The organism is Massilia sp. Soil_C_3 (assembly GCF_057657035.1).
Genome location: NZ_JBDGJG010000001.1, coordinates 46,037 through 59,649, shown reverse-complemented (window position 1 = coordinate 59,649; position 13,613 = coordinate 46,037). Strand labels below are relative to the sequence as shown.

The 13,613-nt window shown below is 65.3% G+C and carries 10 protein-coding genes and 1 pseudogene; 4 read left to right on the top strand and 7 right to left on the bottom strand.

Features of this window, described 5'->3' with window-relative positions; all coding sequences use genetic code 11:
• The first annotated feature begins 32 nt into the window (after positions 1-32).
• Positions 33-746, top strand: coding sequence for a class I SAM-dependent methyltransferase (locus tag AC3A6F_RS00220; RefSeq protein WP_487677884.1), 714 nt, complete (start codon positions 33-35; stop codon positions 744-746).
• 53 nt (positions 747-799) lie between these two features.
• Here AC3A6F_RS00220 and gshA read toward each other — a convergent pair whose 3' ends face one another.
• The 4 genes from gshA to AC3A6F_RS00200 form a co-directional block, all read right to left on the bottom strand.
• On the bottom strand, positions 800-2,101 hold the full coding sequence (gene gshA / locus AC3A6F_RS00215; RefSeq protein WP_487677882.1) for a glutamate--cysteine ligase: 1,302 nt from the start codon (positions 2,099-2,101) through the stop codon (positions 800-802).
• A 158-nt stretch (positions 2,102-2,259) separates the two neighbouring features.
• Entirely contained in the window at positions 2,260-3,660 is a 1,401-nt protein-coding gene (gene amt, locus AC3A6F_RS00210; RefSeq protein WP_123071210.1) for an ammonium transporter, read from the bottom strand.
• Between the two features lie 14 nt (positions 3,661-3,674).
• On the bottom strand, positions 3,675-4,013 hold the full coding sequence (gene glnK, locus AC3A6F_RS00205; RefSeq protein WP_109345130.1) for a P-II family nitrogen regulator: 339 nt from the start codon (positions 4,011-4,013) through the stop codon (positions 3,675-3,677).
• Positions 4,014-4,032: 19 nt separating this feature from the next.
• Complete coding sequence (locus AC3A6F_RS00200) at positions 4,033-4,767, bottom strand: TorF family putative porin (RefSeq protein WP_487678469.1); 735 nt, start codon at positions 4,765-4,767, stop codon at positions 4,033-4,035.
• 254 nt (positions 4,768-5,021) lie between these two features.
• Between AC3A6F_RS00200 and AC3A6F_RS00195 the strand changes: the two are divergent.
• The 3 genes and pseudogenes from AC3A6F_RS00195 to AC3A6F_RS00185 form a co-directional block, all read left to right on the top strand.
• Positions 5,022-5,249 (top strand): annotated as a pseudogene (locus AC3A6F_RS00195) (accessory factor UbiK family protein); the annotation flags it as partial.
• A gap of 194 nt (positions 5,250-5,443) precedes the next feature.
• On the top strand, positions 5,444-7,921 hold the full coding sequence (locus AC3A6F_RS00190; protein ID WP_487677880.1) for an adenosylcobalamin-dependent ribonucleoside-diphosphate reductase: 2,478 nt from the start codon (positions 5,444-5,446) through the stop codon (positions 7,919-7,921).
• A 76-nt stretch (positions 7,922-7,997) separates the two neighbouring features.
• Entirely contained in the window at positions 7,998-8,378 is a 381-nt protein-coding gene (locus AC3A6F_RS00185) for a SirB2 family protein (protein ID WP_487677878.1), read from the top strand.
• Positions 8,379-8,412: 34 nt separating this feature from the next.
• Here AC3A6F_RS00185 and AC3A6F_RS00180 read toward each other — a convergent pair whose 3' ends face one another.
• From AC3A6F_RS00180 to AC3A6F_RS00170, 3 genes are all read right to left on the bottom strand, one after another.
• A complete protein-coding gene (locus AC3A6F_RS00180; protein WP_487677877.1) occupies positions 8,413-9,411 on the bottom strand; it encodes a tetratricopeptide repeat protein in 999 nt (332 codons plus the stop codon).
• A 165-nt stretch (positions 9,412-9,576) separates the two neighbouring features.
• Positions 9,577-9,951 (bottom strand): YfeK family protein, encoded by a 375-nt coding sequence (locus AC3A6F_RS00175; protein ID WP_487677875.1) that lies wholly within the window; start codon positions 9,949-9,951, stop codon positions 9,577-9,579.
• An 80-nt stretch (positions 9,952-10,031) separates the two neighbouring features.
• The gene (locus tag AC3A6F_RS00170) at positions 10,032-13,613 is read right to left on the bottom strand and encodes an ABC transporter permease/M1 family aminopeptidase (RefSeq protein WP_487677873.1); all 3,582 of its coding nucleotides are present in this window, start codon (positions 13,611-13,613) and stop codon (positions 10,032-10,034) included.

Here is a 13,613-nt window from a genome sequence, read left to right as displayed (position 1 = left end):
GCGTCAATACAATCGCGCGAGAACATGAGGGCATGGATACCCAACCAAGCCAACAGGCCGAGCAGGAGCGCATCGAAGACGTCTACCGCAACTGGCATGGCGGGGCGGCGCTGGCGCGCTATGCCTGGCACCGGCCCGAGATCCTGCAGCAGGTGGCGGCGCGCGCGCGCGGCTTCGCCGACCTGCTGTCCTGCACGGTCGGCCCGGATTTATCAAGCGTGCAGGTGCTGGACGTCGGCTGCGGCAGCGGCGGCTTCCTGCGCCAGATGATCGACTGGGGCGCCTCGCCGGCCAATCTCACCGGCACCGAACTGCAAAAAGACCGGCTCGACCATGCGCGCCGATGTACGGCACACGGCGTGCGCTGGCACCTGGGCACGCTCGACGCGCTGCCGCCGGCGAGCTACGACCTGGTCACGGCGCTGACGGTATTTTCCTCGGTGCTCGATCCGGCCCTGCGGCGCGAGCTGGCCGCCCAGATGTGGCGCGCGCTGCGCCCGGGGGGCTGGTGCCTGGTGTTCGATTTTCGCTACGACAACCCGCGCAACCGCAACGTGCGCAAGGTCACCCGGGCCGAGCTGCAGGAATGGTGGACCGGGAGCGGGCAGCGCTACCGCAGCCTGGTGCTGGCGCCGCCGATCCACCGCCTGCTGGCCGTCGCGCCGTATATGGTGTCCGAATTGCTCACGGCGCTGGCGCCGGTGCTGCGCTCGCATTTCATGTACGTGGTGCGCAAGGAAGAATAAGCGGATCAAGCGGGAGCGGACAAGGCCGGCAGGAGCCGCCCTCCCCGCCACGATCAATAGACTTCCGGATTCGGATCCGTGCGTTCCATTTCCAGCGACGCCGCCAGCATGCCCAGCCGCGCCACCACGCCATACACATAGAAGCGATTTGGCGCCGCCGTGCCCGGCTTGGCCTTCAGGTCCGGCACCGCATGCTGCTGGGCGAAGGCCAGCGGCACGTATTGCGAGCCCGGCGAATTCAGGTTCTGGTCGATGCCGCGCTCGGCGTGCACGCGGTAGAAGCCGCCCACCACGTAGCGGTCGATCATGTACACCACCGGCTCGGCCACCGCGTCGTCGATCGATTCGAAGGTGGGCACCCCTTCCTGGATGATCAGGTCGGTCACGGCCACGCCATCCTTGATCACCGACATGCGCGCGCGCTGGGCCGGGGTCAGGTCGCGCACTTCGCTCGCATCCTTGATCGTCATTACGCCCATGCCGTAGGTGCCGGCGTCGGGCTTCAGGATCACGAAGGGCTTGCGCTCCTTCATGCCGTATTCCTTGTATTTCTTCTTGATCTTCGAGAACAGCGCAGAGACGTTGTCGGCCAGCTCCTCGGTGCCGACGTTCTCGCGCAGGTCGACTTCGCCGCACGTGCTGTGCAGCGGATTGACCAGCCACGGATCGATGTCGATCAGCTTGCCGAACTTCTTGGCCACCTCGTCGAACGCCTTCAGGTGGTTGCTCTTGCGGCGCAGCGCCCAGCCGGCGTGCAGCGGCGGCAGCAGAGACTGCTCGTGCACGTTTTCGAGGATGGCCGGGATCCCGGCCGACAGGTCGTTGTTGAGCAGGATGGTGCAGGGATCGAAATCGGCCAGGCCGACGCGGCGCCCGTTGGGCGAGCGCACTAACGGCTCGACCACCAGCATATTGCCGTCAGGCAGGGCCAGCGGGGTCGGTTCGGTGACGTCCGGCGAGAACGAACCCAGGCGCACGTGCAGGCCGGTCTGGCGGAAGATCTGCATCAGGCGCGCCACGTTCTGCAGGTACATCGGGTTGCGCGTATGCGTCTCGGGCACCAGGATCAGGTTGCGCGCGTCCGGGCAATACTTGTCGATCGCGGCCATGGCGGCCTGCACCGTCAGCGGCAGCATTTCGGTCGGCAGGTTGTTGAAACCGCCCGGGAACAGGTTGGTATCGACCGGCGCCAGCTTGTAACCGGCATTGCGCAGGTCGACCGAGCAATAGAACGGCGGCGTATGCTCCTGCCACTCGAGCCGGAACCAGCGCTCGATGGCGGGGGTGGCTTCGAGGATTTTCTTTTCCAGGTCGAGCAAAGGACCGGTCTGGGCGGTGGCGAGGTGCGGAACCATGTATGTGGCTTTCCCTGTTATGCGCGACTTCTTGCGCCGTTTGTTATTTGTTAAGTTGGATCTGTCATATGGGGTGTACCTGGCCTTTTTAAAGAGGTTGCCAAGAAAGCAAAAAAGGCGCCCGCAGGCGCCTTTCAGACTGACATCCTTGTCGGATATCAGTAACGGTACGCCGATTCGCCGTGGCTGGTGATGTCCAGGCCTTCGCGCTCTTCGTCTTCAGGTACGCGCAGGCCGATCACGATGTCGACCAGCTTGAAGGCGATGAAGGCGACGATGCCCGACCAGACGATGGTCACGACCACGCCGTGCGCCTGCACCAGCACCTGGCTGCCGATCGAGTAGCCGGTGGCCATGGCATTGGTGGTGTAGTCCCACACGCCCTGGCCGCCCAGCGACGGCGCCGCGAATACGCCAGTCAGCAGCGCGCCCAGGATGCCGCCCACGCCGTGCACGCCGAACACGTCGAGCGAATCGTCGGCGCGCAGCATGCGCTTCAGGCCGGTCACGCCCCACAGGCAGATGATACCAGCCAGCAGGCCCATGACCAAGGCGCCCATCGGACCGACGAAACCGGCGCCCGGGGTGATCGCCACCAGGCCCGAGATAGCGCCCGAGGCGGCGCCCAGCATCGATGGCTTGCGCTTGAAGAGCCATTCGCCGGCTGCCCACGCCACGGTAGCGGCGGCAGTCGCCAGCAGGGTGTTGATGAAGGCCAGCGCCGCGATGTCGCCCGCTTCGAGCGCCGAACCGGCGTTGAAGCCGAACCAGCCGACCCACAGCAGCGAGGCGCCGACCATGGTCATCGGCAGCGAGTGCGGGGCCATCGATTCCTTGCCGTAGCCGACACGCTTGCCGATCACGTAGGCGCCGACTAGGCCGGCAACCGCGGAGTTGATGTGCACCACGGTGCCGCCCGCGAAGTCGAGCGCGCCCTGCTGCCACAGGTAGCCGGCGCCGGCGCTGACGGTAGCCAGCGAAGCGGCGTCGGTGATCGCGTCAGGACCGGCCCAGAACCAGACCATGTGCGCCATCGGCAGGTAGGCGAAGGTGAACCAGATCACCACGAAGGCCAGCACCGCCGCGAAGCGCGCGCGCTCTGCGAACGAGCCGACGATCAGCGCGCAGGTGATGGCGGCGAAGGTGCCCTGGAAGGCAACGAAGATGAACTCGGGGATCATCACCTCTTTGGTGAAGGTGGCGCCCATCGAGAAGGTGCCGGCGACCGGGTCCCAGATGCCTTGCAGGAAGGCGCGGTCGAAGCCGCCGATGAAGGCGTTACCCGAGGTGAAAGCCAGCGAGTAGCCGTACAGGCACCACAGCACGATGATCAGCGAAAACACCATCATGACCTGCATCAGCACCGACAGCATGTTCTTGGCGCGCACCATGCCGCCGTAGAACAGCGCCAGGCCCGGGATCACCATCATGATGACCAGCAGGGTGGCAACGAACATCCAGGCGGTATCCCCTTTGTTGATGGACGGCGCCGCCATGGCCGGGAGGGCCAGGCCCAGGCCCAGCATGGCGGTCAGGATTTTTGTCGTTATATGCTTCATGAACACTTTCCTTCTTACAGTGCGTCGTTGCCGGTCTCGCCGGTACGGATACGGATGACCTGGGTCAGGTCGGCCACGAAGATCTTGCCGTCACCGATCTTGCCGGTGCGGGCGGCGCCCTGGATCGCATCGATCACCTGGTCGACGATGGCATCGTCAACGGCGGCTTCGATCTTGATCTTGGGCAGGAAATCGACAACGTACTCGGCGCCACGGTACAGCTCTGTGTGACCCTTCTGGCGACCGAAACCCTTCACTTCGGTCACCGTCATGCCTTGCACGTTGATTTCCGACAGCGCTTCACGCACTTCGTCGAGCTTGAAGGGCTTGATGATGGCGGTAATCATTTTCATGGTATTGCCTCTTTTGCTATCAAAAAGTTTTTGACACGGACAGCACGGCGGCTGACTTGCCCAGGTTCTTTCCTTCCGGACTCAGGTAGGCGTCGGTATTCGCCTTGTGCCAGGCCAGGGCCACGGTGGCGACCCCAAAGTCCTTCGTCACGCCGATCTTGTAGTGCGTGTAGGACGCCGGGCTGTTGTTCTTCACGCGCTGGCGGCCGACTTGCAGGTTCAGCAGGAAGCCGTTGGTGACGTCGATATCGGCGCCCAGGTCCAGGTAACCGCTGCGCTTGCTGTCGGCGGTGCCGAACAGATTGGTCGTCGAGTGCGAATACTTGATATACGCAGGACCGAAGCCGAGCTTGCCGTAGAGTTCAAAAGTATTTGCATTCGGATCCAGGCTGTTATCCGGATACCAGTAATACAGGCCGCCAACGTCGTAGCTGACTTCGTCGGTCAACTGGCCACGCTTGCCGGCATACACATCCCATTCAATATTGCCGTCGCCACCCAGATCCTTCGTCCACTTGATGGTGGAGAGCCAGGTGCCTACGTAAAAGCCGGTTGGGCTGTGTACGTAGTCGACGCCACCGGACAGGGCGGGGTCGGAATCGGTTTGCGACAGGCCGCGGTAACGGTAGTCGCTGGTGAGTGCCACGTTATAGCTCACCTGGTGTTCGGCGGGTTGTTCCTGTGCCATGGCCGGGATGCTGGTGAAAGCCAGAATCGCCAGGCTAATTGCGTTGATTTTTGCATTGCACTTCATGACAAACCCCCTTGGACAGTTACTGCGTTTGGAATCCTTTTTTCGTGCGTTATCTCCCCCTTCATTTAGCAGGATGTGTGCCAGCTCATAAAAGCGATGAAAATGGCCTTGTTTTTTTTGTAAACGTGCCCCAGATACGACTTGCTTCAATACAATCGATAGCGAACGGCGTCCGTCGTGTTGCGCGACGCACCAAATCAGGCTGTATTGCACCTCCTTGGTGCATGCAACCCCGGCAGAAAGGGATAGGGACCATGAACAACAGCAACTTCTTCAGCGATTTGCAAGGCAAGATCAACCAGGCACTGGAAAGTGGCCCGGCCAAGGACATCGAGCGCAACGTCAAGGCGGCGATGACTTCTGGTTTCGCCAAGCTCGACCTGGTCACGCGCGAGGAATTCGACATCCAGGCCCAGGTGCTGGCCAAGACCCGCGCCAAGCTGGAAGCGCTCGAGCTGCGCGTGATCGAACTCGAAGCCCGCCTGGCCTCCGGCGCCTCCGCCACTGTCACCGCATCGGCCACCCCGCCAACGGGCGCGGCGCCGTCGGCCACCGCGCCGTTCCCGGCCCAGCCCGAAGATCCGACCATCGTGCTGCCGCCGAGTCTCGACAAATCGGGCGACACGCCGATCAACAAACCGTAACAGCGGGTGCATTCATGGACAGGGCAACCGGCATGAATGCACAAGAAGCACCGACCGGCGCCCTGCCCGCGCAGGAAGTGTCGCTGGACGTGCTGCGCGAAAAATACGCGCGCGGCGACGAGCGCACGATCGGGGACGTGCAGCGGCGCGTCGCACGCGCCCTGGCCGCCCTCGAGCCCCCGCCGCCGCGCGCCGAATGGGAGCGCCGCTTCCTGGAGGCCCAGCAACAGGGCTTCGTTCCCGCCGGCCGCATCGCATCCGCCGCCGGCCTCGGCCTCTCGGCCACCCTCATCAACTGTTTCGTCCAGCCGGTCGGCGACTCGATCTCCGGCACCAGCGACGGCCTGCCCGGCATCTATACCGCGCTCAGCGAAGCCGCCGAGACCATGCGCCGCGGCGGCGGGGTCGGCTACGATTTTTCCGCGATCCGCCCGCTGGGCAGCAAGGTCGCCGGCACCGCCTCGCGCGCTTCCGGTCCGGTGTCGTACATGGAAGTGTTCGATGCCTCCTGCCGCACGGTGGAATCGGCCGGCGCCCGGCGCGGCGCCCAGATGGGCGTGCTGCGCATCGACCATCCCGACATCGAACGCTTCATCGCGGCCAAGGACACGGGCCGTCTCACCAATTTCAATATCTCGGTCGGCGTGACCGATGGCTTCATGCGCGCCGTCGAGGCCGACGACGCCTTCGCGCTGGTGCACGCGGCCGAGCCGGGCGACGAGGACCAGGCCGCCGGCGGCCACCGCAGGGAAGACGGCCTATGGGTCTACCGCAGCGTGCGCGCGCGCGACCTGTGGGAGCGCATCATGGTCTCGACCTACGACCATGCCGAGCCGGGCGTGCTGTTCATCGACCGCATGAATGCCGAGAACAACCTCTGGTATGCCGAAGAGCTGCGCGCCACCAATCCCTGCGGCGAGCAGCCGCTGCCGCCGTATGGCTGCTGCGACCTCGGCTCGCTCAACCTCACCGCCTTCGTCGATGCGCCGTTCACCCCCGATGCGCGGCTGGACTTGGAACGCCTGCGCGCGGTGGCCACGGTAGCGGTGCGCATGCTCGACCTGGTGCTGGACGCCACCCGATGGCCGCTGCCGCAGCAGGCCGAAGAGGCGCGCGCCAAGCGCCGCATCGGGCTGGGCTTTTTGGGCCTGGGCAGCGCGCTGGCGATGCTGGGCCTGCGCTACGACGCCGACGAAGGCCGGGCCATGGCGGCGCGCATCGCGACCGGGCTGCGCGACGCGGCCTACGCGGCCTCGATCGAACTGGCGCGCGAAAAAGGCGCCTTTCCGCTGTTCGACGCCGACAAATACCTGCGCGGGCAGTTCGTCGAACGCCTGCCGCAGGCGCTGCGCGACGGTATCCGCGCCCACGGCATCCGCAACTCGCACCTGCTGTCGATCGCGCCGACCGGCACCATCTCGCTGGCCTTCGCCGACAATGCCTCGAACGGCATCGAGCCGCCCTATTCCTGGACCTACCAGCGAAAAAAGCGCACGGCCGACGGCGGCACGCGCAGCTACGAGGTGTGCGACCACGCCTGGCGCCTGTACCGCCAGCTGCATGGCGACGCTCCCTTACCGCCAGCCTTCGTCAGCGCGCTCGAGATGCGCGCGCTGGACCACCTGCGCATGGTGGAAGCGGTCCAGCCCTTCATCGACACCGCGATCTCGAAGACCGTCAACGTGCCCGAGGATTATCCCTACGACGATTTCCGCGACTTGTACCTGGAAGCCTGGCGCGCCGGCCTGAAGGGGCTGGCGACCTATCGGCCGAACGCGGTGCTGGGGAGTGTGTTGTCGGCTGCGCCAGTGGCAGACTCCGCGCCGGCTGCAACGCAGCCCCCATCGGAAGACGACCCGCTGCGCAGGCGCTTCGAGCACCGTCCGCTGGGCGAGCTGGAATCGGTGACCTCGAAGATCGAGTATTCGACCCATGAAGGCCGCAAGACCGTCTACCTGACGGTGAGCTTCCTGCGCGCTGAAGGAGCATGGGATGGCCGCCGGGTCACGATCGAGCGCCCTTTCGAGTTCTTCATGCCGGCCAACCAGCGCACCGGCGGCCACCAGTGGATCACGGCCTCGATGCGGTTGCTGTCGATGGTGGCGCGGGCCGGCGGCCCGATCGCGCGGGCATTGGCCGACATGCGCGAAGTGGTGTGGGAAAAAGGCCCGGTGCGCTGCGGCCACATCGTGCGCGACGATGGCGTGCAGGTGCCGGTGTACCACGACTCCGAAGTGGCGGCGATCGCCTTCATGCTGCAGCGGATGCTGATCCGGCGCGGCTTCCTCGACGAGCAGGGCAACCAGGTGCCGGTGGACGCGCTCGCGCGCGGCTTCGAACGGCGCATGCACGACGCCGCGCCGGGGCCGCAGTTGCAGGCGGAGACGCCGGCCGAGCCCCTGTCCGTCCTGAACGGCGCCAAATGTCCGGAATGCGGCGCGCTGGCGCTGCGCAAGGTCGATGGCTGTTCGCGCTGCGCGTCGTGCCACTACGTCGGCGAGTGCGGCTGACCGGGCCTTTGAAAAGAGGCGCCCGCGGGGCCGGCTCAGGCATACTGCCGGAGTCGCAACCAATCCCGCCCCGACGATGAGTTACTACGCCCTCAAGCACATCCACATGACCTTTGCCGTGTTGAGCGGCGCCCTGTTCCTCGTCCGCGGCCTGTGGATGCTGGCCGATTCGCGGCGCCTGGAGCAGCGCTGGGTCAGGATCGCGCCGCACGCGATCGACACCCTGCTGCTGGCCAGCGCCGTCGGCCTGGCGGCATGGAGCAGCCAGTACCCGGGCCAGGCGCCGTGGCTGACGGCCAAGCTGGTGGCCCTGGTCGCCTACATCGGCCTGGGCACGGTGGCGCTCAAGCGCGGCCGCACGCGCCAGGTGCGCGCGCTGGCCTTCGTCGGCGCACTGGCCTGCTTCGCCTACATCCTGGCGGTGGCGGTCACCAAGAATCCGCTGATCGCCGTGTAAATCTCCTCGTGGGTTGCCATCCCCCGACCAGGCATCAACGCCGCTTCAGCTGCGCCAGCTGCGCCGTCACCTGCTTGCGCTCGCGCCTCGCGAGCGGCGGGACGCCCCCCAGCGCCGCCTGGTAGGCCGCGATCGCGCGCGGCCGGTCGTGGCGCGCTTCATGGACTTCGCCCAGCGTCTTGTAGACGTAAGGCTTGGGGGCGATCGCCGCCGCCCTCTCCAGCTGCAGCGCGGCTTCGGCCAGGCGTCCCTGGGCGCGCGCCACCTGCGCCAGTCCGTAGGGCCCATGCTCGCTGGACGGCAGCCGGCGGCTCAGTTCCTCGAACAGCCGGCCGCTCTGCGCATAGCGGCCGGCGTCGAGGTGGGCACTGGCCAGGGTCAGCAGCAACTCCCGCTGGCTGCCCTGCACCAGTTCGTACTGCGTGAGGTCGGCCGCCAGGATGTTCTGCTCGGCCTCGTCGAGTTTTCCCTCGGCGAAAGCGCACATGGCGCGCATCAGGCTGGTCAGGTCGGGATCGAGCCGCCGTGCTTCGGCGGCCAGTTCGCGCGCGCGCACCTCGCTGCCGCCCAGGAAGAACGGCGCGTCGAGATAAAAGCCCATCAGCGTCACGCGGGCGCGGTAATTCATCGGATCGAAGCGGATCGCGCGCTCCAGGGTATCGCGCGTGGCATGCGCATTGCGCACGAACGCAAGCAGGCCGCCTGCGCGCGACTGCGCCAGCAAAACGTTCCCCAGCGCCTCGGCGCAGGCACTGCTGTCCGGATTGGCCTGGACGCAGCGTTCGGCCATGGCGCGCGCCTGCGGCAAGTCGTCCGGCTCGCCCTGGGCGATGCGCACGTCGACCGATGCGGCCAGTGCCGTCGGATCGGTGGCATTGCGTGCCAACCTGGCCTCGATCGCACTGCTCGCCTCTCCATAGCGCGTCTGGTGCACCAGCTGTGCAATCGGGTCGGTATGGACAGCCTGTGCGGCGCCATTCCATACGCCCAATAGCAACACCGGCATCCACCATGCCAAGCTCTTAGCCAGCATTGCATTCCCTCTCGTCGGGACCCGGCCTTTTCCGTGACGGCCGGCCCCGCTTCCGCGGTCAGATATTGTTGTTATTTAATATAGAGCAAATCCTCACACGGAAGCCATGCACGAGTCAATGCAGAGGGAATACCTACGACGGAACGGGCAAGCTGATGCGCGAATTCAGCGGGATGGACGCGCGCGCCGGTAGTTCGCCAGCTCGGCCTTGAGCCAGGCGGCGCTGGCGACCGGCGCGTTGCCGCCGCAGCGGACCTGGTATGGCTTGCCGCTGAGGCTGCTTTCGGTGGCGGCGCGCGCGATGAAATCCTCGCCCGAGGCAACCAGGTCGCGCTTCTGCAGGTAGTCGTACTTGCGCTGGAGGTGTTTGGCCGCTTGCGCGGCGTCGTGCCAGCTGCCGTTGCGCTGGAAGCTGCAGCCGGATGCGGTCAGGTAGCCGATCAGGTGGGCGATTTCCTGGCGCGCGGCGGGGGCCGGCGCAGCCAGGGACAGCAGCGGCAGGATGGCGAGCACGGAGGCAGCGACAGCAAGTTTCATCATGAGCGGCGAAGGACGAAGAATCGCCAGTATGCCGCGTTTGGCGCCTGCGTGTCGCCCCACCCCGCCATGCCCGCCGCGGATCATTCGAAAGCGACCTCCTTGCGGTTGTCGCGCGACACGCGGTCGATCATCTTGTTGTAGGGATCGACGCCCACCTCGAACGGCTGCTCCTTCACCGTGACCGTCACCGCCGGATTGTCGCCGGACAGCACCCGCTTTTCCAGGAGCAGCACTTTTTCATCGGCTTCCCCGGCCCCCTTGGCGCGGGCGAACACCCCGATCTCCACCGGCTCGTCGTAGGCGCGCGCGGTTTCCTTGCCCTTGCCGTCGGCTTCCATCTTGGCCAGGTGCAGCGTCATCGTCACGTCCCACTGGCCGTCCGGACGCTTCTTCGCCGACGCCAGCGTCACGCGGTTATCGTAGAACACGATTTTCTCGAACATGTCCGAGATCAGGGCGTGCTTGTCGACCGGCGACTCCGCGCGGATATAGTCGAGCAGTTCCTTCGAGGTGGTGAACGGCGACTCCTGGTAGCCCTTGTCTTCGAGGAAGCGCTTGAGCGCGCGGTTCAGCGCCTGTTCGCCGATCTCGTCGCGCAAGCGATAGAAGATCAGGCTGCCCTTGCGGTAGTGGATGTAATCCTGGTTCTCCACGCGATTCAAAGGCAGCTCTTCGATCGCCTCGCCACCACGCGAACGCAGGTAGCGATCGAGCTCGTAGCGCAGGAAGCGGCGCATCTGGTGGCGACCGTACTCCTTCTCCATCACCATCAGCGCCGAGTACTGCGACAGCGATTCGATCAGCATGCTCGCGCCCTGCACATTGGCGGCGGTGACCTGGTGTCCCCACCACTGGTGCGCCATCTCATGGGCCGTCACGTAGAACACGTAGTCGATGTCTTCCTTGTCGCGCAGGTCGGCGATGAAGCCGATCGACTCCGAGAACGGGATGGTATTGGCGAACGACTGGGCGAAGGTCTCGTAGTTCGGAAACTCCAGGATGCGCACCTGCTTGTGCTGGTAAGGCGTGAACTCGGTGGTGAAGTAGTCCAGCGACTTGCGGGTGGCCTCGATCATCCGGTCCACGTTGTAGCCGTGCTTGGCGTCGTAATAGATCTCGATCGGGATGCCGTTCCAGTCGCCCTTCTTGACTTGCCAGCGGGCCGACAGGTAGGCGAAGAACGGCATCATCTTCTGGTCCATCTTGTAATGGTAGTAGTTGCGGCCGTTCTCCTTCCACGACCGTTGCAGGTAGCCCGGCGCCAGCGCGATCTGGTCGCCGCTGGTCGACACCGTGGTCTCGAAGCCGATCCAGTCCGCACCGCCCCCGAACATCGAATCGGCGCGCGCCGCCTCGTTCTCGAGCTTGGCCATGCGCTCCGGCTCGCCCAGCCCGCGCTTGCGGCGCTCGTTGCGGTCCTTCAGCTCGTAGTCGGCCTGGTAGCCGAGCAGCGGGAAGAACTCGTGGTTGTTGAAGAAGGTGCCGTTCAGGTTGAAGGTGTCGGCCTCGCCAGAATTCGAGAAGCCCTGGCGATGCGCATCGATCGTGAAGTCGAGCGGCAGGCGCGCGCCCGGCGCCAGGGGCGCGGCCAGTTTCAGGATCCTGAAACCGGTGTCCGTATCGTCCAGCACCACCTGGTGCGGCGGCAGCTTGCCCAGGGTGGTGACGACGTGGGTATTGAACTGCAGGCGCAGGGTGTCGAGCGGCTTGCCGGTCTTGTTCTCCAGGACATAGCTGCCCTTGACCGTCACTCGGCGCTGCTCCGGATAGATGTCGACCGCGGCGCGCACGTCGATGACCTTCGGATGCGGCAGATCCTTGTACTGGCGGTAGTCCTTCTCGTACCGGGCCTGCCTGTCCATGCTGACGTTCTTGGCTTCGTAGCGGCCCAGGGTCACGGTGTTATGGAAGATCCAGCCGCCGACCAGGGCGAAGGCGATCGTGCACAGCGCCAGCGCCACGCCCGCGCTGCCCCGCAGGCGGCGGCCCGCTTCGCGCACGCGCGCACGCCACTCGACCGACAGGCCGCGCACCCAGAAGGCCTGGGCCACGATCAGCGCCGCCAGGCAGAACAGGGTCCAGTACAGCGCGAACCAGGACCAGCCCGTGACGAAGTGGCCGAAGCCGTTCATGTCCGAATACGGCGTCTCGGGCAGCAGCGCGATGTTGTACAGGTTGTGATCGAAGTGCATCACCGATAGGACGATCTGCGCGATCATCAGGACGATCACCAGCAGGTAGCCGATGAACTTATTGTTGGTGACGACCTGCAGCACGATGGCGATCAGCGCCATGAGCACGAACGGCAGGCCGGCCATGAACACGCCCTCGACGTACACGCCGAATTCGACCGGCGCCCCGCCCCGGAACAACTGGATGGCGATCGCGGTCAGGATCCCGGCGAACAGGAAGACCAGCACCACGCCCACCAGCGCCAGGCTCTTGGCGACCAGCGGCGCCCAGTTCGGCATCGGCATGGCGTCGCTCACGTCGGCGATCCTGGACTGGCGTTCCTTGAAGATCAACTCGCCCGCGTAGAAGGTGACGATGATAATCAGGAGGAAGTTGAACGAGCCTTTCAGCAGGTCGATCATCAGGTGCGTGCGCGGGTAGACGTCGGTGCCGAACATTTCGTCCAGCACGCTCGCACTGCCGACCATGTTCAGCACGCCGAACAGCAGCATGACGAGAAATGGCACGCTCTTGAATACCGCGACGGCATCGAAGGCGAAGATGTGCCAGCACTGGGCCCAGCGCGTGGCGCCCGTGAAGCGTGGCGCGACGCGCGGCAGCGCGACCGCTACCGGCATGAAGGCCGGCGCGGCCTGCGCCTTGGCCTTGCCGAACAGGCGCTTGCCGGTGCCGGCGCGCTGCGGCTTGAACAGGGCCAGGGTCAGGCCGACCAGCACCAGGGCGATGGCGCTCCATAGCAGGCGGTTGGCCAGCATATAGCCCTTGAAGTCAGGCAGGCCGGCATTCGCTTCGGCGGTCGAGAAGTAGCGCGTGGCGCGGCCAAGGGCGCGCAGGCCGAAGGGATCGGCCAGCACGGCGATCCATTCATTGTCGATGTTCGAAGTAAAGCTGCCGGCGACGATCCACAGCACGAAGAAGGCCATCACGCCGACGTACACCATCATGATCGAGCGCGTGGTGGCGGCCAGCAGCATCAGCAAGGCGCCGATGAAGAACAGGTTGGGCACCACCAGCACGCCCAGCGCCCACAGGTAGGCCGTGCCGGGGAAAGGACCCACGCGCTGGGCATCGACCCAGGGCATCACGGGACCGAGCATCGTGCCGAGCACGATCATGGCGAAGATGAGGAGGCAAGCCACCAGGCCGGCGGCAAAGCGGCCGATCAGGTAGTCGTGCTTTTTCATCGGCGTGGCAAACAGCATGTCGGAAATGCCCACTTCGCCGTCGCGCAGCACGCCGCCGGCGATGAAGATGGTGACGACGAACATCGACATCAGGCTGAAGATGCCGAGCATCTGCGCGACCACGGTCGGCGCATTGCGGTTGACGTTGCCGATGCTGCCGCCGACCTGGATCGCATCGCTGGTGGTGGCGCCGAAGGCCAGCGCGCCGAAGATCAGCGCGCACACCCACAGCAGGGGCTGGCGCAGCTGGAAGTCCAGCTCGAACTTGAAGAATTCTCTCAGCAT

Coding starts and splice junctions, on each gene's coding strand:
- gshA (WP_487677882.1), bottom strand. CDS start 2,101: ATGGTTCCGCACCTCGCCACCGCCCAGACCGGTCCTTTGCTCGACCTG.
- AC3A6F_RS00200 (WP_487678469.1), bottom strand. CDS start 4,767: ATGAAGTGCAATGCAAAAATCAACGCAATTAGCCTGGCGATTCTGGCT.
- AC3A6F_RS00170 (WP_487677873.1), bottom strand. CDS start 13,613: ATGCTGAGAGAATTCTTCAAGTTCGAGCTGGACTTCCAGCTGCGCCAG.
- glnK (WP_109345130.1), bottom strand. CDS start 4,013: ATGAAAATGATTACCGCCATCATCAAGCCCTTCAAGCTCGACGAAGTG.
- AC3A6F_RS00180 (WP_487677877.1), bottom strand. CDS start 9,411: ATGCTGGCTAAGAGCTTGGCATGGTGGATGCCGGTGTTGCTATTGGGC.
- AC3A6F_RS00185 (WP_487677878.1), top strand. CDS start 7,998: ATGAGTTACTACGCCCTCAAGCACATCCACATGACCTTTGCCGTGTTG.
- AC3A6F_RS00175 (WP_487677875.1), bottom strand. CDS start 9,951: ATGATGAAACTTGCTGTCGCTGCCTCCGTGCTCGCCATCCTGCCGCTG.
- AC3A6F_RS00220 (WP_487677884.1), top strand. CDS start 33: ATGGATACCCAACCAAGCCAACAGGCCGAGCAGGAGCGCATCGAAGAC.
- AC3A6F_RS00190 (WP_487677880.1), top strand. CDS start 5,444: ATGAATGCACAAGAAGCACCGACCGGCGCCCTGCCCGCGCAGGAAGTG.
- amt (WP_123071210.1), bottom strand. CDS start 3,660: ATGAAGCATATAACGACAAAAATCCTGACCGCCATGCTGGGCCTGGGC.